Here is a 25,769-nt window from a genome sequence, read left to right as displayed (position 1 = left end):
ATATTCAACCCTCCCTGCTAACATCATCGAATCCTATACCATTTCCACAAGAAACTGATCCCGGTCCATCCAAAGGTGCAATCTCGACAGCCGCAGCAGATCCGCCTATCCTAATAACTTTATTCCTACCAAATATTGCCTCCCCAGCTACAAACCTTGAAGCTCCAGAATTCCTAACACATACATCAAATTTTCGCGAGACGTTAAGAGTTAAGTTATGGTCAAGGACAAGTCGACGTATAATGGATACTCTAGATGTATTGTCGAGGAAGCTTTCGGTTATAGTATTTCCCGGCAAAGCAAAAGAAATAACTGTATTGTCGATAGGTGATCTTAAGATTAGAATATTAGCAACCGACCCAGTAGAATTTTGACCAAAACCCTGCCAGTCATTTGAAGATCTAAATAAACGGTTACCACCACCCGTGTCTCTGTTGTCGGTTATCAGCTTATAGGTGCCAGACCACTGAAGGTTAATAACCTTAGGGTTCGAAACCCGCTCAGCCCCATAATCAAAAACAAACTTGGTAGCCCTAAGAGCATCTATATGGTTGTTACACGGTCCGCCACATGCGTTAGACGAATCTATGTCTAAACCAACAACGTCAACAACATTAATAATGTCCTGTGAGTATTGACCCAATGGGCTTCCTCCAATACTACCGGAAGTACCGTCCCCAAAAATGACGAGCTTACCAAGAAGTATACAGCGAGAAGTTCCCCTCGAAGACAAACTACCAGTAGTCCGAAGACCTACATTTTCACCATTATCTAAACAAGATATGTCACCCCTACTATTAGTCGGATTCTCTACTTCATTAAAGATACCTTGGATATCAGATTTAAGCGTATTAACCGTATCATTATACCTCTGTCGCTCAATGTTGATATTCCACCCCACCATCATACCGACGGCAAAAAGCGAAGAAATCGATAACACAAGTACCACCTCTATAATTGTAAAAGCCCGTTTCATTTGCCCATCTTTCATAATTCAATTATACCATAAGCCTTTTATTTTTACATCAAAAATCTAAAAATTGCCTCTAAATTATTCCAAAATATAAACAAAATAAACCACGCTAAAATCATCGATGGGCCAAAAGGAATTTGCGCGCCTTTCTTTAGCGAAGTCTTCTTCAGAATCGCCATAGAGATAGCCAAAATTAACGCAATCATATTGGACGCGAACATCATCAAGACACCATTTATTGGTGCATTCGGCAGCAACATCACCAGTCCTAACGCCAAAACCCAATCGCCACCGCCAACCAACTTCTCTTTCGAAAATGTTGCGAGCGCCCAATATATAATCGGGAAAGCAACAACAGAAACTACTAGGTTAAACCAAATGCCAATCGAAGCTAATCCCGAGAAATTAGAAACCAAGAAGAAAACACCGCTCAAAATTAGAAAAACCCACAATAGCTTACTTGGCAGGAGCGACCATTTAGCATCATAAATGAATAGTATTACTAGTGGCAATATCGCTAAAATTAGCGCGAAGATAACGCCAAAATTCCAGCCCTTTGATATTCCAGAAAAGACCAAAATAGCAAAAGCCAGCGCAGTGAAAATTTCTGCTAAAAATTCAAGCCAGCCAATTTTGGTGCGGCAATTTCTGCACCTTCCGCGCAAAAAGGCCCACGAGAAAATCGGAACCAGATCCCAGATCTTAAGTTGATACCCGCAATTTAGACACTGCGAGCGATCGTTTTTGAATGATTTTTGAGTCAGTTTTTTTAATCTCAAAAATTCATTTTTATTAAAATCTGGATCAGACTTTTTTATTGAAGAAAGTTGGCCGGCACGCAATCGCCAAACTTGCGCAACAGAAAAACTCCCCCAAATTGCGCCAAAAATTCCAGCCAATACAATCGCCAAAATCTCCATTTTTCTCCTTAAATTCCTTGAACCAAACTATAGATTGGGAACAAAATCGCACCAATCATACCGCCGGCCATAACCGCCATCACCACCATCAAAATAGGCTCAATCATCGTCGAAATCGCCTTAATTTGCTCATCCAATTCATCTTCATAAACTTGCGCAGTTTTACCCATCATTTCATCAATTTTACCAGATTTTTCACCGATAGAAATCATTTGCGGCACAAGTGGCAAAATATAATCCTTGTCTTTGAGCGCATCAGAGAGGTTTTTACCGCCAGCAACCTTTTTCGAAGCATCGTCGATTCTTTCTTTAATCACGACATTATTGACCGCATCAGAAGTAATCCCGAGCATATCAACCATAGAAATTCCAGTCGAAAGCAACAATTGACCAGTCCTACAAAATCGCGCCATATATAATTTTCTGAAGAGCGGATTAAAAATCGGCACATTTAACTTAAACTTAGCTGAAAATCGAATACCCATATCCGTCTTGAGCCAGTTAGCAAATAGAACACCGAGCCCGATAATAATTATCAAGATTAACCACCAGAAACTCATCAAGAAATTAGCAGTTCCAACCATAACTTGCGTCAAAAATGGCAATTCTTTTTTCATGTCTTTATAGAGTTGCTCAACCTGCGGCACGACTGTAAACATCAAGAAGCCCATCACCAGACCGATCACCACCAAAACAATAAGCGGATAAGTCAGCGCTCCGCGAATCTTAGACATCATTGCGGCATCCTTTTCTTGCTGAAGAGCAATTCGGCGAAGAGATTCATCTAGCGTTCCAGAAAGTTCACCCGCCGCAATCAAGGCTAGATATACTTTGTCAAAGACCTCTGGATGCTTAGAAAATGAATCCGACAAACTCGAGCCACCCTCAACTCGAGCCGTAATTTCTTCGACCACGGAACGCATTTTTTTATTTTCTGTCTGCTCTGCAACAGTTCGGAGCGCTTGAGCCAAAGGCAAACCTGCACCAATCAATGTCGCAAACTGACGAGTGAAGACAATTTTGTCTTTGGAAGTAATTCGAGTGGTAAGTCTCTCTAAGGTCGAGCCTTGACCTGCTTCTTTCAGGTCCTTAATAGGCACAAGACCGCGCTCAAGGAGCAATCGTCCTGCCGCCATCTCTGTTTCTGCTTGGATCTCAGCCTTTTCGATTTTTCCAGTAGCCTTATCTCTGGCTTCGTAAGAAAATTTCTTCATTTTAACCTCTCATTAATCTTTCAAATTCTATTAGATCAACTGCATATTCTCGCGCATCATCGTATGTAATTACACCAGATTGAACAAGTTTCACCAAAGTCCTATCCATCGTCTGCATACCCTGATCTGCTCCAGTCTGAATAACCGCATCCAACTGATGAGTTTTACCCTCTCGAATAATATTTCGAACAGCCGGGTTGGCGACCAAAACTTCCGCAGCCACAACTCGACCACCGCCAATTGCTGGGACGAGCCTTTGGGCGCAAATTCCTTGGATGATATTAGCCAACTGTGAGCGAACTTGAGGCTGCTGATGCGGTGGAAAGACGTCAATAATACGATCAATAGATTGTGCCGCCGAGTTGGTGTGAAGTGTTCCGAAAACCAAGTGGCCAGTTTCTGCGATTGTAATCGCTGCAGAAATCGTCTCAAGGTCACGCATCTCACCAATTAAAACCACATCCGGATCTTGACGAAGAGAACTTCTTAGCGCCGCAGAAAAAGAATAGGTATCATAATGAACCTCACGCTGGACAATGGCCGAGCGCTTGGATTTGTGCGTAAATTCAATCGGATCTTCAATAGTGATTATATGTTTGGCCTTCTCGCTATTGATTTTATCAACTAAAGCCGCAAGGGTTGTAGACTTACCGCTACCCGTTGGGCCAGTTACAAGAACAAGACCGCGCGGAAATTCAGCAAAGGAAGAAACCACTGGCGGCATTCCGAGTTCGTGAATAGATTTAATATTATTAGGGATTAGTCGAAGAGAAGCGGCCATATTTCCCCGCTCATGAAACGCGTTAACGCGGAAACGACCAAGATCACCAAACGCAAACGAGAAGTCAAACTCTTTATCTTTAAGCAAAATTTTCTTTTGGTCTTCATCTAAAATCGCAAAAACCAATTTTTCGACCGCCTGCGGATTAAGCGGTGGATAGTTAGAAAACGGCACCAAGGCACCATCAAGGCGCATCATTGGTGGCAGCCCCACTTGAAGATGAAGATCGCTAGCATTCTTGCGAACGATTTCTTCGAGCAAAATTTCGATTCTGAGTTCTTGATTCATATTTCTCCCTTTTATTATGCGACGTCCGAGGCGACGCGATTAACTTCTTCAATTGTCGTAATTCCAGTTAGCGCTTTGAGATAACCATCTTGGCGCATCGTGATCATGCCTTCCGCCATAGCAACCTTCTGAACTTCATGAGCTGGTGCGCGTTTAATGATTAAGTTCTTGATATTTTCACTCACATCCATGACTTCATATATTCCAGCGCGCCCCAGATAGCCATTTGGTGTTTGAGGCGTATCTCTACCTTTGACCAAAGTGTAAGACTCCTGACCTGCGAGAGGCAGATTTTTATACCCAAGGTCTGCGGAAACTTTTTCCACTTCTTCTGGAGTTTTAGGTAGAAGATGACCAACTGTTTCCATAATACTTTGCGTTTCCATTGGACTCGACTGATAGGTGTTGCGCTGTGGCGCCACCCTTCTCACAAGACGCTGACCGATGATAGTGTTAACGGTTGAAGCAATCAAAAACGGCTCAATCCCCATATCAATGAGGCGAGGCAAAATTCCCGCCGCCGAGTTGGTGTGAAGCGTCGAGAACACAAGGTGACCGGTAAGTGCGGCCTGAACGCCAAGATTGGCGGTTTCGCCGTCACGAATTTCTCCGACCATCACCACATCTGGGTCAAGACGCAAGATCGAGCGGAGCCCAGCAGAAAAAGTTAGCCCAACTTCTGCATTAACCTGAATCTGATTAACACCATCCATCTTATACTCAACTGGATCTTCAAGCGTAATAATATTGATGCTATCGTCCTTAATCTCTTTAATCAAAGCATAAAGCGAAGTCGACTTACCGCTACCTGTTGGACCAGATGTCAAAACCATTCCGTTAGGCGCAGCAATGCCCTTTCTAATAGAGCGAAGCGCGCGACCTGCATAGCCCATCTCCTCTAAGTCAAAAGAGTTACCAGTCTTGTCCAAAAGACGAATCACCACTTGCTCACCCCAGACTACTGGAGAAATCGCAATACGAAGGTCGACTTCTTTATTCGAAACCGCAACAGCAAATTGACCATCTTGAGGCACGCGGTGTTCGTCAATTTTGAGATTGGACAAAATCTTGATTCGAGAGACAAGAGCCGGCTCGATAGACTTAGGCAAATTCATAATTTCTCGAAGGACGCCATCAATACGACAACGAATTTTGAGCGATTTCTCTAATGGTTCGATATGAATATCGGAAGCCTTTGCGCGAACTGCATATTCCAAAATAGTGTTAAGAGCCTTGGAAATCGGGCTATCTTCAACAATTGTCTGAACGCTTCTTTTAGCCTGCTCCGCTACAGATTCCTGCTGATCAATCTTATCCGCAATCTGGTCAACACCAGAGAGGTCTGTTTTGTATTGCCCTAAAATATGACGAATAGAATTTTCACTCGCCATAAAGACTTTCAGCGACCTGCCAACAAGCGTAGTCAAATAATCAACAGCCTGAATATTGGTAGCATCAAGCATCGCCACCGCAAGACGCCCTTGAACTTCAGCGATCGGCACTGCCATATTTCGCTCAGCGACCTCCAAAGTCACCAAATCTAAAATATCTTGTGGGATAGTCGTATTTTCGAGATTAACATAAGGAATTCCAGAAACATAAGAAATTGCATGAACAATAACCTCATTGTCAAGAATTTTATTTTCAAGAAGATAAGCTATAAAAGTTTTTTCTAGTTGGCGCGACTTTTCCAACGATTCAGTTACAACCTCAGCGCGAAGCAGCCCCTCTTCAACAAGGAGCTTAGATAATCTTTCCTGTATATCGTTAGTAATTAAAGTCATAATACTCTTTAGATTAATTTATTCTATTTTTTCTCGTTACCGTAGGTTATTTTACCTTCGCCTTCGCCAATAACAACCTGGACAGTAGGATTGATTGAGTTTTTATTAAAGATTTCCGAGCTCGGCTCTGCAAAATTATCAGAAATCTCTTCCATCACCTGTATATCTTTGGTTTTTTCAGATGGATTACCCCAAAGAGTGTTCACCAAAAAGAATGAAGCCACTCCACTAATAAATACAATAAGGATAATTGTTGCTATCTCACTACTTTTCATTATTTTTTTACTCCCGTAGTTGAATTTTGATTGTTTTTAGCAGGCTTACCGTCATCAGATTTAATAGTCTTTTTATTCAATTTAAGATCGTATGCAGGCAAATAATAAGTTTGACCGCTCACAGACAAGGTTGAGCTTTCCTTTCCATATTCCATCTTGTAAGAGTTAACTCGAAAAGCCTTAATAGATCGCTCCATACGTTGCAGGATTTCCGTGAGCTTGTCGAGGTTACTTTTTTCAACCTCTTCGCCCTTTTCATTCTTCTCTTTATTTTTCTTTACGGAAACCGTGAAAGAAAAATTGATAGGCTTAACTCTTTGCGAAACTTTATCCTCCTTATTAGGATCATTCTCAAGTTCTCGCTTTTGGGCATCTGTTAGAGGTGTGGGTTCCGCCTGAGGCTCGGTACTCGCCACAACTGGATCAACTTTGATATTCTCAACTTTAACATCAACACCCTCAAATATATGCTTTTCGATACCAGATTGAACAGCCGCAGGATTTGGCTCCGATGGCAAAGAATCTATGATTAGGCGCAAAACACTACCCTCTTTACCAGCAATAAGATTGAGCATATCCGTGTTTGATTCCATTTTTGCTTTTAGAGAACGAGCCTTCTCTTCAACACCATCTTTCTTAGTGATATTATTATAGCTATTTTTAATACCATCAATACTCTTGCCCTGTTCAGATATAACTTTACCGTTAAAAATTACGTTCTGCATGATGAAATATATAGAAACCCCAGCTACCGCCGCAATAAAAGCCGCGACAGCAACCGCAATAAAAACGGTCTGCTTAGCTTTTGCGATAGCAGAATATTTGGAGACTGCTACTTGATTACTGTCCATTTTTTGCCCCCTCTTCATCTTTGGCTTTAAAAATATTATCAGGAATCTGCGTCCTTGAGTCGGTTACATCACCGTTCGATGGCGATTTGATTCCTAAGTTTTTTGTCGAGAATCGCAAAACTTTAGGGTTGAGCGTCATGGTGATCTTATACCGAGCAACCGTCTTACCCTCGTCATTTTCTCCGGAAGAAAGCTCAATTAGGTCTGCGTCAGTTCCATCTGCTATCAAACTTTCTTTATAGCATCCTGTTTCAGGATTTTCAGCATCCGCCTCTGAACAAGTTTTTTCTTCAGCTTTATTATTGTATAGAATTACTGTTCCTCTGATAGTTTTTTGGAGAGCTTCAACAGCCTTAGCGCCATTAAGAGTCTGGCCTTCGACAGACATCAATCGAGTTTCTGGATCATAGTTGACAGATGAAAACTCAACCTCATTCCCTTCACCAGAAGGAGAGATCGCAACGATTATTTGATTAAGTATTCTCGAAACATTAGGAGAGGCTTTGCGTAAAGCTTCTATTTCGCTTAATTGGTTCTGAAGAGTAGTTGTTTTGTCGACGTCTTCGATATTCTGAATTTTTTGAAATTCAGTTTTTATAGAATTATCATTATTCATAATGATCAAAGACTGACCGCCCATTATTCCAAGAACTAAAACAACAAGACCGACAGCCCCAGCGCTAATAGCTAGAGAAACAAAAACAATAAAGCTACGCCAAGCTTGCGCGCGTAATAATTCTCTTTTTACATCTGGAATCAAATTTATCTGTATCATTATTTCACGCTCCTTTTAGCAAGACCCATTGCAACAGCAAATTCACTGCCATGGTCTTGAACTAATTGATTGAATTTAGCAGGTATCTTTACATTCTGGAACGGATTGCCAGAGACGGTCTGGACGCCAACTTTAGAAGCAATATATTCACCAAATTGAGGTATCGAACCAGCAAATCCGGACAGAACAATCACACCAATCTGAGATCCTGGATATTTGTTTGAAAAGAATTTAGCAGATTTAGTGATTTCTTGAGCAAAGTTTTCTAAAGTAGTCTCAATCGCACGAAATACCTGACCTTCAAGCTTATCTTTAGCGAGGCCAAATTTCAAAATAAACTGCTCAGCCTGATCTTCTTTAATATTAAGGTTTTGCGTAGCAGATTTAACAAGCGCATGAAGTCCAACCGGAATTGTACGGACGAGGCGTGGGTTTCCTCCAGCAACAATAGAAATATCGGTCGAATTTTCTCCAAAATCAACAATCAACTGAGGAACGGCGTCAGGTAGAGCCAAAGCGCGTGACATAGACAAAGAGTCTGGCTCAGCCGCAATAACGTTGAAACCAAGATTTTCAATAAATTCAAGTCGCTCTTCGCTATAACTTTTAGCAGTTGAGGCAATTAATACCTCCTGAAGACTTTCATCTTTAGGCGATTGCCCCAAGATTGCCCAGTCGAATTTAGCATCATCAACAGACATTGGAATAAACTGATCAATCTGATATTTGACAGTTCTCTCCAATTCTTTAGGGTCCTGATTAGGCATGTCAACAATAGTAGTGAATGTCTTTTGCGAAGATAGCCCAATCGCCACATTTTTAGTTTTAATATCACTTTGTCCAATCATTGTAGAAATAATTGAACCGAGTTTTTTACGGCTTTCTTCCGATTCGCTCAAGATAAGTTGTGGCTCAACATTCACATAGCCAAGACCAACAAGCCCCCAAGTCCCATCTTTGGATTGAGAAAGTTGGACCGCACGAACTGAATTAGTGCCGATATCCAACGAAAAGAAATCGCCCACACCTTTAATACTAATCATAGCACTATTTTAACATAAACGTGATGTATTTTTCAAGTGTTTTATTTTTGAAAAAATATGTTAAAATATTAAAAGAATTTATAAAGGAGAAATATGAGTTTATCTATCGGAATTGTCGGACTACCCAATGTAGGTAAGTCCACCCTGTTCAATGCTTTGACCAACGCTGATATTTTGGCGGCTAATTACCCTTTTGCCACCATCGAGCCAAACACCGGAATTGTGCCAGTGCCAGATCCTAGGCTTAATAAATTGGCAGAAATTTATAGTTCGCAAAAAATAATCCCAGCAACTGTGACCTTTGTAGATATCGCAGGACTTGTAGCTGGCGCTTCGAAAGGAGAAGGCTTAGGAAATAAATTCTTGGCTAATATTCGCCAGTGTGATGCGATAGTGCATATTGTCCGTGCTTTTGAAAACTCAGAAATATTGCGTCACGACGGTGGCGCCGTTAACCCAAAAAACGACATCGAGATTATCAATACAGAGTTAATACTAGCAGACATACAGACCATAGAAAACCGACTCCCACGACTTCAAAAAGAAGCCAAAGCCAACCCCAAAGTCCGCGACAGTCTTGAGTATTTGAACAAATTATTTACTCAACTTCAATCGGGCAAACCTCTTTTTGAAATCGAAGACCTCGATCTCGAGGCAATCGCAGATCTGCATCTTCTTACTGCAAAGCCGGTAATTTACGCCTTCAATGTTGATGAAGACACTCTCTCTAACGAAGAGAAAAAAGCAGAACTCTCACAAATGGTTTTGCCGTCTAAATCAATTTTTGTGTGCGCCAAACTAGAGGAAGAGATTAAAAGATTGGATCAGTCTGATGCCCAAGAACTTCTTGAAAGTTACGGAGTTAAAGAAACTGGCCTCGATCAGATGATTCATGCGGCATACAACACTCTAGGACTACAGAGTTATATGACGGCAGGACCAAAAGAGGTTCACGCTTGGACAATCAAAAAAGGCTGGACGGCACCACAGGCCGCGGGAGTCATTCATACAGACTTCGAGAGAGGCTTTATTGCTGCCCAGATCATTAACTACAATGACTTAGTAGAATTCGGCAGCGAGCAAGCAGCAAAGGCAGCAGGCAAAATCCGCACAGAAGGCAAAGACTATGTAATGTCGCCAGACGATGTTGCAGAGTTCCGCTTTAATGTATAAAATTTTTATACATTAAAAACCACCTAAAATTAGGTGGTTTTTACATATTAAAATTTTTCTTTTAACCCGATATCCTTCAAAGACTGTACTATTTTTGAGATACCTTCGCTAGAAACATCTACTGATAATTTTTCGCGATTAGTTTTTGAATCGTTCGATGAAATAACCTCAACCTTCTCAACAACTATCTCACCAATCCCCTCAATCCTATCAGAAAGAACTCTTAAAACAATATGAGACTTATTTTCATTCTTAGATTCTTCTGAATTTCTAGAAGATACATACTCGATAAACTGACCTACAGGATCTTTGCCTTCAATTATGGATTTAGCATTCTGAAATTCACTAAAATCAAAGTTTTTCTTAAATTTAAGATCTTGATATCGTTTAGTTTTGGCATTTTTTGTTCTCTCTCCAATATCAACTTTAGCTAAGATCATTCCACCTATAGCAGAACCTATGACTGTAGACCAGAAAGAGAATATACTCATTATAGGATCATTAATCTCCGTGGATTTCCTGCCTCTGCGAGACGATATACTGACTGTTGTATTCTCATAAATATCTTTAAAATATGTCGAAAAATTAATTTTTTCATTAAATAATTTTTCTGCATTATTCTTATCTTCTTCACTCAATTCACCAACATTTTCTTTAATCTGTGCATAGAATTTACTTTGCGTCTCTTGACGAAACTTCCAATAATCAACCCCCATAGATACAAAGAAAGCTAAGAATCCAGCAATCATAGCAGTTAATATATAAAATTTCCTTATTCTAGCCTTAGATATTCTTCTACCAATAGCCATACCCGAAACTGCCAAGAATCCAAAAAGCATAGCCCCAATAGGAACAATAATAAAAATAGAAAATCCTTTTACACTTGTATTTAGCACTTGATCCAAAAACGAGAATAAGAAAGATGTTCCAATAATCGTAATGATCATCATTATTAATGATATCATAAAACTCCTTTTTAAATTACTATTTGATATACAACTGTATTATAGCAAATTTTTATTTTTTAGTAAATAGAATTTTTCCGTATTACCTTTAGCACCTTTAATCTCACTGTCGCGTTTGGCAATTATGAACAAATTATTTGTTCGACACCAAAATTCAAAGTCTTGCAGAATCTTTCTCCGAAAGGCGTTATTTTTAACAATACCATTAATTGTGCCATTTTTCCCTGCTTCGAATTGCGGTTTAACCATCGCAACAATTTGTGACTTTGGCGCAATTTTTAGCACACTTGGAAGAATCTCTTTAAGCGATATGAAACTCACGTCTATTAATACTGTATCAATTTTTTGTTCAGTGAAGAAATTTCTTATATCTGTTTTTTCGTGAAGTTCAACTTTTTTATTCAAGCGCAATTTTGGATGCATTTGATCAGTTCCAACATCAACAGCAATGACTTTTTCTGCTCCATTTTGAAGCGCAAAATCTGTGAATCCTCCAGTAGAAGAGCCTACATCCAAAACAATTTTACCCCTAAAATTCAACTTCAAGATTTTCGAAACACTCTCCAACTTCATCCCCGCTCGAGAAACATACCTATTCTCTTGTTCTATCTTTAATTCTACTTCTGGAGATACAAAAAACCCCGGCTTATTCTGCGTCTTGCCATTAACTGCAACTTTCCCGAGTCTAATATAATTCTCCGCCTGAGATCTAGTCTCAACCAAGTTTTTCTCAACCAACATATTATCTAAGCGAATTTTCATAAATAATATTATATCACGGATACATGAATTCTTCTAATTCACGCGTTATTTGCGCAATTGTTGCGTAATTAGAGCCTTTTGTCATCACGGCTAAAGCATAAGTTCCGCGTGGATGCTCAATTACGCCAGTATCATGAACATAATCCCACAAGAAACCAACCTTATCATAAACACGACCAACCGCTCCAGATGGGATGCCCTTTCTATGAATCTGCCTTGCCATATGCCGAAGCAAAAAATCACGATATTCTCCACTGGCCATCCTCCCTTCGTAAACGCCAGAGACAACCCGGACCAAGTCTCCTGCCGTTGTTCTTGTGGCATCATAAGAGGTAAATGTAGTCTGATTACTGATTCCGAGACTGTAGATATAGTTATTAATGTTGCTCCTTCCAAATTGACGTATCCACTCTTCAGCGCAAGCGTTGGTAGATATAACGATCATTTGATTGAAGCAATCTCGATAACTCGTGCCTAAAATTTGGCTATCCCAATTAGCACCAGACCTTTTCATCTCATCAAAGAGTTTAAGAGCAACGTAAAGTTTATACGTTGATGCAGACGGGGTGGATTCATTCTCTCGATAGCCGGCACTCCAACCCGAACCATTTAACTGTCTTACGGCAATTCTAACATCATATCTCTTGCCTATATCATTAACTTTTGCCCTTAAACCTTCTTGGGTGTTGGTGTATGAAAATTTCTTATTTTCGCTTGGACTTACGTTTTCGGAATTAAGCAAGATGTAGTTTTCAGCATCTTGATTTTGAAGAAATTTTTCTAAATCAGCCTTAAAATTAACATAAGAAACTCTTTTACCGTCTTTGCCACCCTCTCTAGAAACTTCCCTACCATCAACAATATTCACAGTAGTATCTTGTGCGGGTATTTCAAAATTTTTATTCAATTCATTTATATAATTTTTAGCATTTTCTTCATTAACCGACAATTTGATCTGGTTATCATTATTGGAGATTAGTATAAAAGTCGCTAATTTATTCCTTTGTATAAAATAATAATTTTGATTATAAGAAACTCTAAGTCCTCGCAAAATTTTACTCTCTATTATTTTTTTAATAGATAAAACATCTTCTCCGCCTGTAGATTTTTTATTTTCAAATGGAACATTGAGTAAATTTTTTGTTCGAAGTTTTTTATTCTGTGAAGCAATCACTTTTTTAAGTTCTTGTTTTTTAATCTCTCTTCCATCAACACCCTGAGACGCAACTATATCACCGCTACTTGCTATAGAAATTGAAGCATTTTTTACTTCGATTTTATGTTTATTGGAGTATTGTTCAATAAATTTGTTCAACTCTTTTTCATCAAATTTAAGAGCGAGTTGGTCGATGTTCTTAGAGTGAACTATCGAAAACGGAACGAGCCTATCTATAAATTTATAGTCAAAAATATTTTTTACAACACTACCTTCATCAATCCTTCCACCGATCTGATATAAATCGATTTCTTCACTCTGACCATCCAACTCAAAAATAAATTTAGCATCTTGCGAAACTTTTTGTATCTTATCAGAAATTTCTGCTCGAGAAATAAAACCGATGTTTTGTTCATTGAATTTAATCAATGGGCGGGCTAAATTGGCTGGATAAAAAATTTGAACAAGCACCAAAATAAAAACACCAACAACTGGAACGATCCAAACAAGGTGTTTTCTTCTCAATTTTCTCTTAAAGCGTAAAACTTTTTCTCGTCGCGAGAGTTTGCCTTCAACCATAAGCACATTATAACATTTTGCACAATAAAAGTCCAACAAAAATCGCCCCTTTCGAGGCGATACTGTAGACTACTTTTGGCGCTCGCGGTATTCACCGGTAGCAGTATCGACAGAGATCACGTCACCTTCTTTAATAAAAGCAGGCACCTTAACAGTGATACCAGTTTCGAGTTCAGCATCTTTAAGAACGCTCGACGTGGTGTCACCCTTAACCACATTCTCGGTATAAGTCACGGTGAGCCATACATTCTTTGGAAGTTCAATATTGATAACCTTTCCATCAAAGAATTGAAGATTCAAATCCTCACCTTCTTTCAAAAATCCAGCCGCCTCATCAATAATATCTTTAGAAAGTTCAAACTGCTCGAATGTTTCCGGATCCATAAAATAGAAAGATTCGCCATCATTGTAAAGATATTGAACTTTTTTATGCGAAACATCCGCAGGTTCAACCTTATCTTGGCCCTTAAAAGTCTTTGGTAAAAGTGCACCCGTAATCAAGTTTTTAACTTTAAGGCTGACGATACTTCCGCCGCGGCCGACAACTTTTTGGTTATACTCAACCACCTTGTAAGGCGCGCCATCCATCTGGAAAACCACGCCCTTTTTCAAATCTGTTGGACTATACATTTTTCTCCTTTTTGAAAATAATTTTATTCATTTTATAAAATTCCTCGCCAGAACAAGCCAAGCGAGGAACTTCGAATTTATTAAGCGTTAGCCACAAAAGCAAGTAGCGCCAAATGCCTTGCGCGCTTGATAGCAACAGTCAATTGTCGTTGCTGCTTAGCGCTAAGACCTGTTTTTGTTGCAGGCTCGATCTGGCCGTAGATGTTAACAAATTTTTGAAGAGTTTTAACATCTCGGTAGTCGAAAAACGCTGGAACTTCTTTTTTGAATCGTTTAGCCATTTTTACTCCTTATTAGAATGGGATATCGGATAGATCAATTGGATCGTCGCTGATAGGCTCTACAGTTGGCTCGTTTCCGCCGGTTTGCGGAGCAGATCCGCCGCCACGATTACCATCAGATACGAATGAGAATTCTTCAACAACAACTCGAAGGGTGCTTCGATTTTTGCCGGTGTCTTTGTCCTGCCAAGTATCTTGTCGAAGGCGTCCGCTCACAAGAAGTTGGCGACCTTTTTGGACATATTTAGCGATATTCTCACCAGCCCTTCCCCACGCTTCACAATCAATGAAACTGGTTTCTTCTTGGCGCTCACCTTGAGCATTATTCCAGTTTCGAGTAACTGCTAGAGAGAAACTTGCCACGCTTGAACCGCTCGAAGTTGCTCGAAGTTCAGGGTCGCGAGTCAAATTTCCCATCAAAATTACTTTATTGAATGCCATATTATCTCCCTATCCGTTCCTAAATTATTATTTCTCTTCTGCTGTCTCAACTTCTGGTCGGTCTTCTGCCTTGACCAACAAGTATCGCAAAACTTCGTCAGTAATGTTCAAGGTGTTGCTGATTTTTTGTGGTGCTTGAGCAGGAAGCGCAACTTCCATTGCTACGTACACAGCAAAATCTTCACCCTTGATTTTGTAAGCAAGTTTTTTCTTGCCCCAGTTATCTTCTTTCGAAATCTCACCGCCGTTAGAAGAGATCAAATTTCGAACCTTATCAAGCGCCTTTTCAAGATCGCTCTCGAGGTCAGGGTGAATGAGAACTGTAAGTTCGTAATTCTTCATTTTACTCCTTTGGTTAAAGCCTATTTTTTCAACAGGCTGAGTTAATATTCATTTTCAATTATAGCAAATTTCGAAGAAAAAAGCAAGATTCTCGGGTCCAATAACTAAATCTTTTCAAACTTTGCTGTCTTTAAACTTGCTTCAATATCTCGCCCTGCAACAAACCGCAAATTTGCCTTTTCGATATTTGAAGCTGAAACTTTCTTTTCATCAATTTCGCCCGTACCTTTGAGAGTTATATGAAAATACCCCAAATCACCAAGATGAACAGTTTCACCATCGTGGATCGCCTTGCCCAACTCCTTAGTTAAAGCCATCAAAACCGCATACGTATCAATATCCGAAACTGTGGTAGACTTGCTCGAAATCCTCCCAGCAATCTCCTTCAAGCCAACCATTCCAGAACTTATCGCCCGCGGATAAAATTTATTTCCCACCTCTTTATTTGTTGGATTTGGTAGAGAAACCGCTTTAAATTTTATAGCCATTCAAACACTCCTTCTTAATATATTAAAAATTATTTTCAGTCTTGCTGTACTTTTTTATAGCCTTTTCATAAATAATCCCTTCACTTTTTAAATTTGCAAAATCACCTACTCGTAAAGCCAATAATTAACTCCTCCATGCCAAGAGCAAGCGCCTCTTCCTGTAGCATAGCTATGCCATCCGTCCATACATATAGCACCAACCCTACTTTCTTCTTCGTAGTAATCGGGCTCAACATATTCATATTTTTTGATTTCAACAATTTGATTGACTGGCTCTTGTACGATATGCTCTTCAACCCTTCCGTCATCGCCTTTACATATCTCTTTTTCGCCATCTTCTCCTTCTTGAACGATTTCTCGAGAATGCTCCTCGCCATCAAGAGATTCATCATAGGTTTCTTCGCTATCATAATCATCGGTCTCTTCTGTCTTGAAGTGTATTATTTCTTTATAGCAGTTAAAGCTATTGTTAGTAACTCTATTCGTAGCCGTATCACTATCAAGTTTCCCAGAGCCTCCAGAAATTACAGCTACGACAACAGAAGCAACTCCCAAAAATAAAATAACGATAGGAATTGAGTAAATAGCGCCGATAAATATATTCAGTAAAATATCCTTGACTTTTTTCATATCGAAATTATATCAAAAAAAAAAAAAAACGGTCAAGTCAATAGATAAACAACATTTCATCAAAAAATAAAAGCCATAATCTGACTTTTATTCTATTTCCTCTAAACTCGAAATCAAAACTTCTCGTGGTTTTGAACCGCCTGGGCTTGGACCGACAATTCCACGCTCTTCCATTTGGTCAACAATGGTTGCAGCACGGCCGTAGCCAATTCGCATTTTGCGTTGAAGAAGGCTTGTCGAGATATTACCCTGCCGAATAGCAATCTCAACAGCCTGACGGAAAGTTTCATCCATGGAAGAAGAACCTTCACCCATCACTACTCCGCCGTTATTTATATTAACAGGCTGACTAATAATGTCGTCGTTATAGCGTGGAGGAGATTGAAGCCTGAGATAATTCATCACAGCATTAACTTCTTCATCTTGTAAAAATACTCCTTGCGCACGCTTAGGATCTGGCGCACCGTTAGGGAAATAAAGCATATCACCCTGACCGAGCAATTTTTCCGCACCACCGCGATCAAGAATTGTTCGGGAATCGGAGTTCGATGGCAATTTGAAAGAAATTCGGCTCGGCACGTTTCCTTTAATCAATCCAGTCACAACAGAAACAACTGGCTTCTGTGTTGCAAGCACCAAGTGGATGCCAACCGCCCGCGCCTTTTGGGCAATTCGCACAATCAAAGCCTCGGCGTCCTTACTTGCCACCATCATCAAATCCGCCAACTCATCGATCACGATCACGATGTATGGCATTGATTCTTCGCCAGACTCTTCTCGCTCTTCTTCCGAAATAGCCTTAACGGTTTTATTGTAACTTTCGATATTTCGAATTTTCTTTTCCGCCAAAATAGAATATCGACGCTCCATTTCATTGACCGCCCATTTTAAAGCAGAAACTGTCTTGGTCGGATCCTGAATAACGGGGGTCAAAAGATGAGGAATGTCTTCATACGGCGCCATTTCGACCTGCTTTGGGTCAACAAGAATTAACCGAAGTTGCGCAGGACTATTGCGATAAAGAAGCGACGTTAAAAGAGTATTCATCATCACAGACTTACCAGAACCGGTCGTTCCAGCAATCAAAAGATGCGGCATTTTAGCGAGGTCGCCAACGATAGTTTCGCCCGAAATATCTTTTCCAACAGCAAAAGTTAGCGGTCCGTGAGACTTTTTCCACTCCTTACTTTCTAAGATATTAGCAAGGCGCACAGTTGCAGCCCTTTTATTGGGAACCTCAATACCAACAACGCTCTTACCCGGAACTGGCGCTTCAACACGCACAGTTTCAACAGCCAAAGCCGAGCGAAGATTATCTTCGAAGCCATTAAAGCGGCTCAATTTGACCCCGCGTGGAGGTCGTAAAGTATATTGCGTGATACGCGGACCAACATTGGCGGCTTCCATCTCGACACTGATATCAAATTCAGCAAAAGTCTCGCGGATTTTGCGCGCATTTCCATCAATATCACCAGCGTCGGCCGGACTTTGATCTCGACTTAGCAAACCAATCTCTGGCAGTTTCCAGTTAGAATCATCTATATTCGAAGGCGCTCTCTCTGCGTCCGATTCCTTTTCTCCAATATCTTCTTTTTGCTTTCGCACAATCAAGGCACGCTTTTCTCTTCTCGAAAGCGGTTTTTCGGGCTCACCCAAAATCTCCACGCCCGCATTTAACTTAATCTTCTGACCTTCATCAGAGATTTCATCAACCATATCTTGGTTTTTATCAATTTTAAGCGCTTCCAGAACTTTTTTATTGCCCTTTTCTGACTTTTCAAAATCAGCCGTTTTTAGCATTTCGCCAATTTTTTTAATAGCATCAATCGGCATAATACCAAAAATTGCAAAAATAATTGTAGTTGCCGCAAACAGATAAACAATCCCCGCAACAAACGGATTGACGATCTGGAGAGCAAAATTATTAGTGAACGAGCCAAGCATTCCACCAAAAGCCACTCCACTTCTCCCCTTAAAAAGACCAAAGAAAGACGCGATAAATATCAGCGCAAAGAAGAACGCAACTGCCTTGCCATACGGCAACTTATTTTTCTCATCTCGAAAAATCTCCACGCTCAAAAAAATCAGCACAAACGGCAAAAAGAAAACCGCCCATCCCATAAAAGTCTGGATGCCGCTATGTATCACCGCCATCGCTTGACCGCCAATGCCAAACCACGCCATTACCAGAAACAGGCTAAAAATCCCCAAGAACACAGCAAAAACTTGCTCCCAAAACCCAGCAGGCAACATCGGTGCGCGCGCTGGAGCAGACTTAGATTTAGTTGATTTTTTGGTAGATTTTTTAGCCATAAGTGGTTTTATTATATCATATTTTGCCGTATCTTGAAAGTCTTAAGTCTGATTTTTGGAACCAATCTCCAATAAAGCCCCCTCAATCAAGTCCCAAATATCTGCGCCAGAAGATTTGGAAAGTTGGTCTGCTTCAGCCAGAATCTCTGCGATTTTAGCAAGATCTTCTCTGTTAAATTGGCTGGCGAGTTGTTCCATTTTACCTAAAGCCCAAGCGTTAGCACCGATTTCTTTAGCAATTTGCGCAGTGGTTACGCCAGAACTTCTACCCAATTTTAGCGCCGTTAAATTAAATAATTGCGAAGTCAAAAGTGCTAAAAATTGATACCCAGCATCTGTTCCGCCAGCAATCTTCATCTTGGTGATTTCCGCCAAAACTTGCTCATTCTGGCCCTTTAGACTCATCTCAAAAATAGCAAAAGTATTAGCCTCAAGATTTTGCGGTATGTATTTTTCAATTGCCGAGCGAGAAAAATCGCCCAAAATCGCCAACCGCTCAACCGCCACCTTGATAGCCCACTCATCTGCGCCAACCCATTCTATCAAGAATTTAGCATCAGAAAGAGCCAAATTTCCATCAAGGTTCTTTGCCAATTTCCGAGCAAATTCTGCCAAATCACCAGCAGATTTTTTATCCAATTTTTTAAACTCCAAAAAATCTACAGTTTTGCTAAAATTCTTATAAAAACTACTCCGCTTGTCGATTTTTTCCTCAACCAAACAGAGGTGAACATCGCTCGAAATTTGTGGCAAAATCTTATCCAGCGCGTTCCAAATAGCAACGTTATCACTAAGTCCCCGCACAATAATCAATCGTTTTTCACTAAACAAACTCACGCTCGCAATCCTTGAGACAAAATCAGATGGCGCTAAATCATCAGGGTCAACTTTTTCAGTCTCGAAGCCAGCCTCAACGGCTCGTATACGCATCTCCGCTAATTTTGCGCTTCTTTCAAAAGAGTTCTCACCATAAAGAACGGTGATTTTTCCGCCAAGCATTATTTTTTACCTCTTATAATCTGACAACTCGGGCAAAAATGCGTGCCGCGGCCGCCGACTTTGGTTTTGACGATTATTTCACCGCATCGCTGGCACGGCGTTTTTTCTTTTCGAAACACCGCTGCGCAGTCGAGGTAATTTCCGCGCGAGCCGTCGGCTTTGACATAATTTTTATCGGTCGAACCGCCCTTTTCGATCGATAATTTCATCACAAATCGAATCGCTTCGTAAAGATTTTCAAAATCCTCGCGCGTCAAATCGCCAACTCGCGTTTCGGGATGAATTTTTGCCCGCCACAAACTCTCGTCGGCGTAAATATTTCCGACGCCGGCGATGACTTTTTGATCAAGAATTGTCGGCTTGATTTTGGCATTTTGACGGCGCGCAAATCTTGGCAAAAAATCCTCGAAGGTAAAATCGTCTTCGAGCGGCTCAGGGCCAACGGTTTGGAAAAACGGAATTTCTTCGACCTCTGGGGTTGGCACGAGTTTGAGCCAGCCAAATTTGCGCTGATCGTTGAAGAATAATTTCGAGCCGTCTTCAAAAATAATTTCGACACGCGTAGATTTGTTGGGTAGTTCCGCCAGAAAATCATCATTCGGATGACCCGCGCCCCAGTTTTCTTCGCCACGATAAACCATTTGACCGGTCATTTTAAGGTGGCCGACGAGCGAATAATTGCTGTCAAGATCAATCACAATCACTTTTGCTCGGCGGCGAACACTCAAAATCCGCGCGCCAATCAAAAATTCTTCAACCTCGCGGGCGGAATTTGGAAAACTCTTCGCCCAGTCGTGACTCACGCGAGCAACTTTTTTCTTCAAAATTAAGCGATTCAAACCGCGAACAACTGTTTCTACCTCTGGCAATTCTGGCATAATTCCTCCATTTCTTGTTCAAATTGGTTAAAATTTTGATAAATGATTCCACCCATTCCGAGCCTGCGCGCAACTTCGACATTGGTTGGCGAATCGTCGACAAGGACACAATTTTCTGGAATTTCACTCAATCTTTCAAGGGCGATTTGGAAGATTTTTGGGTTCGGCTTGGAAACTCCCTCATTTCCACTTAAAATAATCTGATCGAATATTCCCTGCTCCAAATCTGTTAATCTGCTCCAAAATTCTTTCTCGAATTGATATTGTGCGACATTTGAAATTATTGCAATTTTGGAGCCATTATGCCTTTTTTGTTTCAAAAATTCAAGCAAATGATGATTGATTTCGAGCGGATTTTGAAAGATTTCAGCAGTGTCCGCAACTTCTCTTTTAGGTATTAAAAGCACACCATAAATATCCACAAGAAAATTTGGCGCGCTCGAAGTGAACTCGCCAATATTTTCGAAATTATCAACACCCTTCAAAGCATCTCCCTTAGATTAAAGGCCAAAAACTCCGCCGCGCTTTTTCTCGACACCGAGATCTTTGACAATTTGAGCGTTATTAGGGATTTGCGAAATAAATAGATTTTGAAGTTGGTCTTTATTGGCCGCAAGCGATCCTTTAGCACCTTCACAAGTTGAAGTCCAGAGATGTTTTTTAACTTCGCCATCCTTCAAAATAGCAAAATCATAAACATGGCCCGTTGCGCAAACACCACGCAGATCATCAGCCTCGCCCACAAATTGCTTGCCCTTCATCATATTGGCTTTATTAAGCGCAAAGATAAACTCATCATAAGCCTTGGCATCATTAGGAAGGTCAAGTTTATCAATAACATCAGTAAATTGATAGCCTTTGTAAGTTTTGAGACTTCGAGCGGAATTGCTGACATCAACTGTATAATATTTTGAGTCTTCTCGTGCAGTGATTGGACCACGAACGGTCATTTTAACACTTCTTCCTTCTTCATTTTTAAGAAGTTGCTCGACACTCTCATCCTTAACTTCGGTCGAAGTTTCTTGCTGAGTCTGCTCGCCATCGCCGCCAAACATCATTCGACCAAGGCTAACAATCAACGCAATCGAGAAAATCGCAATCGCAATAATCAACAAAATTGGCGCAAGTCTGATAATTTTTTCTTTCATAAAATTCCTTCTCCCAACCCTTTATTAATCCAAATATTCGTGTAATTTCTTCGAATCTTTATGCTTGCGAAGTTTGAGCAGAGCCTTGGCCTCGATCTGACGGATACGCTCACGAGTAACCGCAAACTCCAGACCAACTTCTTCTAAAGTGTGAGCCTTAGTGCCATCAAGACCAAAGCGCATTTTAATGATCTTTTGCTCGCGATCGCTGAGGCTAGACAAGATCTCTTTAACTTGATCTTTGAGAAGTTGCATTGTGGCGGATTCTTCTGGAGTAGCGGTGTCTTCATCTTCGATAAAATCACCCAGAGTCGAATCTTCACCCTCTTCTCCATCTTTGCCAATACCAGCATCGAGAGAAGTTATATCTTGCTTAATCTTGAATATATGCTCGATTTTTTCTGGCTCCATATCCATTTCTTTAGCCAACTCCTCAGCTGTCGGCTCGCGATTGAGCTCTTGAGTCAAACGCCTTTGCGCGCGCATCAACTTATTGATGGTTTCAACCATATGAACAGGGATCCTGATTGTTCTTGCCTGATCCGCGATCGCACGAGTGATGGCTTGACGAATCCACCAAGTCGCATAAGTTGAAAACTTGAAGCCCTTGCTTGGGTCAAATTTATCCACCGCACGAAGAAGTCCAGTATTTCCCTCTTGGATCAAATCGAGCAATTCCATACCTCTACCTGAGTAGCGCTTGGCAATCGACACAACAAGGCGCATGTTGGCTTCCGCCATTTTATTTTTAGCCTTTTGGTCACCTTCCATCGCTTTGAGTGCCAACTTTTCTTCTTCATCCTGATCAAGAAGTGGGATTTTACCAATTTCGCGCAAATACATCCGCACAGAGTCGTCAGAAATATCGTCAGTGTAATTTCCACTTAACAAATCTTCATCAGTCAGATCATCTTCTTCATTTTCGAGATCAACAATATCCGGCTCTTCTAGGTCATCAATTCCAACAGTCGCGTCAACTACGCCCGCATCATTCAACACTTCTTCCGGTAAATCATTTTTTGCCACTCTTTAACTCCTTGTTTAATTTGATAATTTCTGCCAAAATCGCCATCTTCGCCGCATCATCTCCTTGAATTTCGGCTTCTTCGAGTTGAGCATCAAGCGATTCTTTGCGTTTTTGTAAATTTTGAGTTTTAACTTTGTCCACCAAACGCTCCATTTCCGAGGCTGCACTTTCTTTAATGCCGCCGAGCCGTTCATCTGCTTTCAATAGTAAAATTTTAACATAATTATCGAAATTTTTCAAATCATCTTGCGAATTTTGCTTTAATATTTGAAGAATCTGATTTTTTTCTTCAGAATGAAGCGATTCATCTGGGATTTCTGCTAATTTAGGTCGGAGTTCCGGCAGAGAAATCGCCAGCGCGAGTAGGTCGTCTTCATACAAGAATTCATCTTTGATCGGGTTTTCAATTTTTGAAATCTTAACGGGGCGCTTTTTAGGCTCAGGTTTGGGCTTTGAAACATCATTTTTTGCCAAAAGTGCTTCTCGAGAAATACCGCTTCGGCGAGAGATTTCATTCAAATAATGCTCTTTTTCCACAGGATCACCCAAGTTTTCCACAAGTTTAAGCGCAATTGTGGAAAACTGCCGCTTACCGGAGGCGGTTGAAATGTCGAGCCTCTTTTCATACTGATCAAAAACCCAGTCCACAGCCGGCTTACTCTTCGAAAGAAGATTTTTCCATTTTTCAGCATCTCTCTGGATCAATTCATCCGGATCTTTAGCGTCAGTCCCAGCATCTGCCAGAGTGATAATAGAGAGTTCAACACCAGCCTCCTGCGCTAAAGTAATCGCGCGCTCAGTAGCCTTAATACCCGCATCATCCGCGTCAAAGCAAAGGCGAATATCACTTGAAAACCGCGCAATCGTCTTGAGATGCCGGACTGTCATCGCCGTCCCAGCAGTCGCGACCACATTCTCTACGCCAGCCTGATGTGAAGCAATCGCATCCATATTACCCTCAACCACCACTGCAAAGCCGGCCTTTCTGATAGCATTTTTAGCATGAGAAATCGCAAAAACATTAGAAGATTTATCATAAAGTAGCGTCTGTGGCGTGTTGAGATATTTAGGAGAGTTAGGCTCATCTTTCAAAATCCGCCCAGTAAATCCAACCGGTGCCCCGCTCAAATCTTGAAGTGAAATCACCATTCTACCCCTAAAAATATCGCCACCAAAGCGGTTGAGTAGCCCCGCCTCGTCAATCTCCTTTTTCGAAAATCCTTTTTTAAGCAAAAAATCAGTCAAAACACGCCCATTCTCTGGAGCATATCCAATCTTAAAACCACGAACAATCTCGCGCGACATCTTACGCTTTTCGAAAACATATTTCATAGCCTCTGGCGTTCGCGCCAAAAAATGCTGATAAAAATTGGCAGCAATATTGAGTATTTCGTAGAGCCTTTGCTTTTTTTCTGCTAAAAGTTTGGCTTTTTGCGCATCATAACTTGGCAATTCCACACCTGTTTTTCGGGCTAAAAATTCTAGCGCTTCACGAAAATTCATCCCTTCAAATTCCATCACGAAACCAAAAATATCACCACCCTTCCCACTGGAAAAATCGTGCCAAATCTGCTTCTCCGGACTGACCACAAAACTAGGCGTCCGCTCATTAGTCCAAGGAGAAAGCGCCTTAAAATTCCGCCCCGCTCGGCGCAGTTCAAGATATTCCGCCGCCAAATCCTCGATATTGAGGCGAGCGCGGATTTCATCCATTGCGGCGTTATTCATAATCTCATTTTATCAAATTTTTAGAGAAAAATCAAAACACTGATCCAATTTTAATTTGGAAATTTCAAGGGAAACTCTTATTACTTCGAATTTTTTAAGAAATTATCAAATTTAGTTATCGCTACATCGAGGTTTTTAATGATTGGCTCGAGTTTTTCGCGACTTTTTTTGCCAACCGATTTAGCGTTTTTTGAAATCAAATCTTTAATCAAGACCAATTGATAACCGAATTCTCGCGAGTAATTCTCATCCATTCTGCCCGCCAAATGGGCATCTTCGATTTTTTTGTCGAGTTCCAAGTATTCTTGTGCGACCTGTTGGGCAACCTGACTCTTTTTCTTTTCGCTCGCCTTAGGCACAGCCATTTTTTTGTCTACCATATATTTTTCAATTGCTTCCTGATCTGATGTCAATGACGAAGAAATTCCAGCATTATCAGCAGAGAGGTCACTATTCTTGATCTTTTGCTGATATTTTTTAGCGATCAATTTTGCTTCTTCTAGATTATAATAAATTCGAAGCGTAGCCGTCTTGTCGTCATCTCCACGACTGCCAAAAATCATAATTCCAAGCGCCAAAATAAGCGCCACGCCAAGAAAGCCAGCCAAAGCCATTTTACACTTGGTCCAGAATGGTGTTTCTTGCTTGGGAGCAATCCGCTCGAGATAGTCGACTGTGTATGGATTTTGAGTCTCGATATTTTGACTTACGGTTGCGCGATATTGCTCAGGAACAACCTCTGGCAGTTTAGTTTCTTGAGGGCTTATTGGCTGAGCGTAAGGTTGTGCCTGCGGCTGATTTTGGATATTAGAAATCTGCTCAAAGCCACCCGCCGGCTTGCTATAATCCTGATAAATAGGTTGATACTGTGGATTTTGGGCCATCGGTTGAACATACGGATTTTGAACTTGTGTGAAACCTTGCGGAACCTGCTGGGCTCCTTGTGGTTGCGCGCCGTAAAATTGCTGCGGAGCAGGCTGAACAGGAGAAAGCGGATTTTGTTCAGTAGGATAAGGATTTTGTGGCTGATTTTGATAATCTTGTGGATTCATATTGCTTATCATTATATCATTTTTGGCATTTTTTTACAAATAAAATCAGCCCGATCATTTCTCGGACTGATTATGCTGTTTGTAATTATTTTCTTTTAATCAAGAAGAATGTTGCCAGCGACAAAACCGTAGAAGCACTGATAATTTCCAAAATAGGATTTTTAACTTCGAAGCCTGTGTTTGGCGCAATTATTGCTGTCTGAGGCGCAGAGATTACAGGACGATCCGCTGTATCTTCTTGAGGAATTGGGGCTGGAATTCCTGCTTAGGCTC

The 25,769-nt window shown here is 40.8% G+C and carries 27 protein-coding genes; 1 reads left to right on the top strand and 26 read right to left on the bottom strand.

The features are described from left to right. Positions 1-4: 4 nt before the first annotated feature. From Q4A21_00375 to pilM, 9 genes are read right to left on the bottom strand one after another with little or no spacing between them, the layout of a single operon-like run. A complete protein-coding gene (locus tag Q4A21_00375) occupies positions 5-991 on the bottom strand; it encodes a type II secretion system protein (protein MDO4902008.1) in 987 nt (328 codons plus the stop codon). Positions 992-1,020: 29 nt separating this feature from the next. After that, the gene (locus Q4A21_00370; protein MDO4902007.1) at positions 1,021-1,893 is read right to left on the bottom strand and encodes a prepilin peptidase; all 873 of its coding nucleotides are present in this window, start codon (positions 1,891-1,893) and stop codon (positions 1,021-1,023) included. 8 nt (positions 1,894-1,901) lie between these two features. Next, positions 1,902-3,107: a type II secretion system F family protein gene (locus tag Q4A21_00365; GenBank protein ID MDO4902006.1), complete on the bottom strand. Its 1,206-nt coding sequence runs from the start codon at positions 3,105-3,107 to the stop codon at positions 1,902-1,904. A gap of 1 nt (position 3,108) precedes the next feature. Further along, entirely contained in the window at positions 3,109-4,176 is a 1,068-nt protein-coding gene (locus tag Q4A21_00360; protein ID MDO4902005.1) for a type IV pilus twitching motility protein PilT, read from the bottom strand. Positions 4,177-4,190: 14 nt separating this feature from the next. Further along, positions 4,191-5,960: an ATPase, T2SS/T4P/T4SS family gene (locus Q4A21_00355; protein MDO4902004.1), complete on the bottom strand. Its 1,770-nt coding sequence runs from the start codon at positions 5,958-5,960 to the stop codon at positions 4,191-4,193. Positions 5,961-5,983: 23 nt separating this feature from the next. Beyond that, positions 5,984-6,235 (bottom strand): hypothetical protein, encoded by a 252-nt coding sequence (locus Q4A21_00350; GenBank protein MDO4902003.1) that lies wholly within the window; start codon positions 6,233-6,235, stop codon positions 5,984-5,986. Further along, the gene (locus Q4A21_00345; GenBank protein MDO4902002.1) at positions 6,235-7,086 is read right to left on the bottom strand and encodes a hypothetical protein; all 852 of its coding nucleotides are present in this window, start codon (positions 7,084-7,086) and stop codon (positions 6,235-6,237) included. Before Q4A21_00345 ends, Q4A21_00350 begins: the two co-directional genes overlap by 1 nt. Then, on the bottom strand, positions 7,076-7,861 hold the full coding sequence (locus Q4A21_00340) for a hypothetical protein (protein ID MDO4902001.1): 786 nt from the start codon (positions 7,859-7,861) through the stop codon (positions 7,076-7,078). The genes Q4A21_00345 and Q4A21_00340 overlap by 11 nt, the downstream gene beginning before the upstream one ends. Next, positions 7,861-8,904 (bottom strand): type IV pilus assembly protein PilM, encoded by a 1,044-nt coding sequence (gene pilM, locus Q4A21_00335; protein MDO4902000.1) that lies wholly within the window; start codon positions 8,902-8,904, stop codon positions 7,861-7,863. Before pilM ends, Q4A21_00340 begins: the two co-directional genes overlap by 1 nt. Positions 8,905-8,997: 93 nt before the next feature. Here pilM and ychF point away from each other — a divergent pair, with 93 nt between their 5' ends. Continuing rightward, positions 8,998-10,077, top strand: coding sequence for a redox-regulated ATPase YchF (gene ychF, locus Q4A21_00330; protein ID MDO4901999.1), 1,080 nt, complete (start codon positions 8,998-9,000; stop codon positions 10,075-10,077). Between the two features lie 47 nt (positions 10,078-10,124). Here ychF and Q4A21_00325 read toward each other — a convergent pair whose 3' ends face one another. The 17 genes from Q4A21_00325 to Q4A21_00245 form a co-directional block, all read right to left on the bottom strand. Further along, positions 10,125-11,042 (bottom strand): hypothetical protein, encoded by a 918-nt coding sequence (locus Q4A21_00325; protein MDO4901998.1) that lies wholly within the window; start codon positions 11,040-11,042, stop codon positions 10,125-10,127. A 39-nt stretch (positions 11,043-11,081) separates the two neighbouring features. Next, positions 11,082-11,804, bottom strand: a complete 723-nt coding sequence (locus Q4A21_00320) for a TlyA family RNA methyltransferase (GenBank protein ID MDO4901997.1) — start codon at positions 11,802-11,804, stop codon at positions 11,082-11,084. A 13-nt stretch (positions 11,805-11,817) separates the two neighbouring features. Next, a complete protein-coding gene (locus Q4A21_00315) occupies positions 11,818-13,539 on the bottom strand; it encodes a serine hydrolase (protein ID MDO4901996.1) in 1,722 nt (573 codons plus the stop codon). 69 nt (positions 13,540-13,608) lie between these two features. After that, the gene (gene efp, locus Q4A21_00310) at positions 13,609-14,169 is read right to left on the bottom strand and encodes an elongation factor P (protein MDO4901995.1); all 561 of its coding nucleotides are present in this window, start codon (positions 14,167-14,169) and stop codon (positions 13,609-13,611) included. Between the two features lie 80 nt (positions 14,170-14,249). Next, entirely contained in the window at positions 14,250-14,450 is a 201-nt protein-coding gene (gene rpsR, locus Q4A21_00305) for a 30S ribosomal protein S18 (protein ID MDO4901994.1), read from the bottom strand. A 12-nt stretch (positions 14,451-14,462) separates the two neighbouring features. After that, positions 14,463-14,891, bottom strand: a complete 429-nt coding sequence (ssb, locus tag Q4A21_00300; GenBank protein ID MDO4901993.1) for a single-stranded DNA-binding protein — start codon at positions 14,889-14,891, stop codon at positions 14,463-14,465. A 27-nt stretch (positions 14,892-14,918) separates the two neighbouring features. Continuing rightward, positions 14,919-15,233 (bottom strand): 30S ribosomal protein S6, encoded by a 315-nt coding sequence (rpsF, locus tag Q4A21_00295; GenBank protein ID MDO4901992.1) that lies wholly within the window; start codon positions 15,231-15,233, stop codon positions 14,919-14,921. 104 nt (positions 15,234-15,337) lie between these two features. Next, positions 15,338-15,721, bottom strand: coding sequence for a DNA-binding protein (locus tag Q4A21_00290; protein MDO4901991.1), 384 nt, complete (start codon positions 15,719-15,721; stop codon positions 15,338-15,340). A gap of 105 nt (positions 15,722-15,826) precedes the next feature. Then, positions 15,827-16,351 carry a hypothetical protein gene (locus Q4A21_00285; GenBank protein MDO4901990.1) on the bottom strand — a complete coding sequence of 175 codons (525 nt, stop codon included), beginning with the start codon at positions 16,349-16,351 and terminating at the stop codon, positions 15,827-15,829. 87 nt (positions 16,352-16,438) lie between these two features. After that, positions 16,439-18,664: a DNA translocase FtsK 4TM domain-containing protein gene (locus Q4A21_00280; protein ID MDO4901989.1), complete on the bottom strand. Its 2,226-nt coding sequence runs from the start codon at positions 18,662-18,664 to the stop codon at positions 16,439-16,441. Between the two features lie 42 nt (positions 18,665-18,706). Further along, entirely contained in the window at positions 18,707-19,663 is a 957-nt protein-coding gene (holA, locus tag Q4A21_00275; protein MDO4901988.1) for a DNA polymerase III subunit delta, read from the bottom strand. Next, a complete protein-coding gene (gene mutM / locus Q4A21_00270) occupies positions 19,663-20,541 on the bottom strand; it encodes a DNA-formamidopyrimidine glycosylase (GenBank protein ID MDO4901987.1) in 879 nt (292 codons plus the stop codon). Before mutM ends, holA begins: the two co-directional genes overlap by 1 nt. Continuing rightward, positions 20,520-21,026 (bottom strand): HAD-IA family hydrolase, encoded by a 507-nt coding sequence (locus Q4A21_00265; protein ID MDO4901986.1) that lies wholly within the window; start codon positions 21,024-21,026, stop codon positions 20,520-20,522. Before Q4A21_00265 ends, mutM begins: the two co-directional genes overlap by 22 nt. A gap of 15 nt (positions 21,027-21,041) precedes the next feature. Further along, entirely contained in the window at positions 21,042-21,689 is a 648-nt protein-coding gene (locus Q4A21_00260) for a hypothetical protein (protein MDO4901985.1), read from the bottom strand. Between the two features lie 24 nt (positions 21,690-21,713). Then, positions 21,714-22,688: an RNA polymerase sigma factor RpoD gene (rpoD, locus tag Q4A21_00255; protein MDO4901984.1), complete on the bottom strand. Its 975-nt coding sequence runs from the start codon at positions 22,686-22,688 to the stop codon at positions 21,714-21,716. A gap of 13 nt (positions 22,689-22,701) precedes the next feature. Beyond that, positions 22,702-24,444, bottom strand: coding sequence for a DNA primase (gene dnaG, locus Q4A21_00250; GenBank protein ID MDO4901983.1), 1,743 nt, complete (start codon positions 24,442-24,444; stop codon positions 22,702-22,704). 80 nt (positions 24,445-24,524) lie between these two features. Beyond that, positions 24,525-25,496, bottom strand: coding sequence for a hypothetical protein (locus Q4A21_00245; GenBank protein MDO4901982.1), 972 nt, complete (start codon positions 25,494-25,496; stop codon positions 24,525-24,527). Positions 25,497-25,769: the final 273 nt, after the last annotated feature.

This window comes from bacterium, from assembly GCA_030530825.1.
Classification (GTDB): Bacteria; Patescibacteriota; Saccharimonadia; order Saccharimonadales; family Saccharimonadaceae; genus Nanogingivalis.
Note: the sequence above shows the minus strand (reverse complement) of the source record. Positions and strands in the feature narration are given on the sequence as shown.

Bases quoted from the DNA above. Each gene is read 5' to 3' on its own strand.
- Q4A21_00360 (MDO4902005.1), bottom strand. From the start codon at position 4,176: ATGAATCAAGAACTCAGAATCGAAATTTTGCTCGAAGAAATCGTTCGC.
- Q4A21_00325 (MDO4901998.1), bottom strand. From the start codon at position 11,042: ATGATATCATTAATAATGATGATCATTACGATTATTGGAACATCTTTC.
- ssb (MDO4901993.1), bottom strand. From the start codon at position 14,891: ATGGCATTCAATAAAGTAATTTTGATGGGAAATTTGACTCGCGACCCT.
- ychF (MDO4901999.1), top strand. From the start codon at position 8,998: ATGAGTTTATCTATCGGAATTGTCGGACTACCCAATGTAGGTAAGTCC.
- Q4A21_00260 (MDO4901985.1), bottom strand. From the start codon at position 21,689: ATGAAAGAAAAAATTATCAGACTTGCGCCAATTTTGTTGATTATTGCG.
- mutM (MDO4901987.1), bottom strand. From the start codon at position 20,541: ATGCCAGAATTGCCAGAGGTAGAAACAGTTGTTCGCGGTTTGAATCGC.
- Q4A21_00350 (MDO4902003.1), bottom strand. From the start codon at position 6,235: ATGAAAAGTAGTGAGATAGCAACAATTATCCTTATTGTATTTATTAGT.
- Q4A21_00315 (MDO4901996.1), bottom strand. From the start codon at position 13,539: ATGGTTGAAGGCAAACTCTCGCGACGAGAAAAAGTTTTACGCTTTAAG.
- holA (MDO4901988.1), bottom strand. From the start codon at position 19,663: ATGCTTGGCGGAAAAATCACCGTTCTTTATGGTGAGAACTCTTTTGAA.
- Q4A21_00340 (MDO4902001.1), bottom strand. From the start codon at position 7,861: ATGATACAGATAAATTTGATTCCAGATGTAAAAAGAGAATTATTACGC.
- Q4A21_00320 (MDO4901997.1), bottom strand. From the start codon at position 11,804: ATGAAAATTCGCTTAGATAATATGTTGGTTGAGAAAAACTTGGTTGAG.
- pilM (MDO4902000.1), bottom strand. From the start codon at position 8,904: ATGATTAGTATTAAAGGTGTGGGCGATTTCTTTTCGTTGGATATCGGC.
- dnaG (MDO4901983.1), bottom strand. From the start codon at position 24,444: ATGAATAACGCCGCAATGGATGAAATCCGCGCTCGCCTCAATATCGAG.
- Q4A21_00370 (MDO4902007.1), bottom strand. From the start codon at position 1,893: ATGGAGATTTTGGCGATTGTATTGGCTGGAATTTTTGGCGCAATTTGG.
- efp (MDO4901995.1), bottom strand. From the start codon at position 14,169: ATGTATAGTCCAACAGATTTGAAAAAGGGCGTGGTTTTCCAGATGGAT.
- rpsF (MDO4901992.1), bottom strand. From the start codon at position 15,233: ATGAAGAATTACGAACTTACAGTTCTCATTCACCCTGACCTCGAGAGC.
- Q4A21_00365 (MDO4902006.1), bottom strand. From the start codon at position 3,107: ATGAAGAAATTTTCTTACGAAGCCAGAGATAAGGCTACTGGAAAAATC.
- Q4A21_00280 (MDO4901989.1), bottom strand. From the start codon at position 18,664: ATGGCTAAAAAATCTACCAAAAAATCAACTAAATCTAAGTCTGCTCCA.
- Q4A21_00355 (MDO4902004.1), bottom strand. From the start codon at position 5,960: ATGACTTTAATTACTAACGATATACAGGAAAGATTATCTAAGCTCCTT.
- rpsR (MDO4901994.1), bottom strand. From the start codon at position 14,450: ATGGCTAAACGATTCAAAAAAGAAGTTCCAGCGTTTTTCGACTACCGA.
- Q4A21_00245 (MDO4901982.1), bottom strand. From the start codon at position 25,496: ATGAATCCACAAGATTATCAAAATCAGCCACAAAATCCTTATCCTACT.
- Q4A21_00375 (MDO4902008.1), bottom strand. From the start codon at position 991: ATGAAAGATGGGCAAATGAAACGGGCTTTTACAATTATAGAGGTGGTA.
- Q4A21_00285 (MDO4901990.1), bottom strand. From the start codon at position 16,351: ATGAAAAAAGTCAAGGATATTTTACTGAATATATTTATCGGCGCTATT.
- Q4A21_00345 (MDO4902002.1), bottom strand. From the start codon at position 7,086: ATGGACAGTAATCAAGTAGCAGTCTCCAAATATTCTGCTATCGCAAAA.
- Q4A21_00290 (MDO4901991.1), bottom strand. From the start codon at position 15,721: ATGGCTATAAAATTTAAAGCGGTTTCTCTACCAAATCCAACAAATAAA.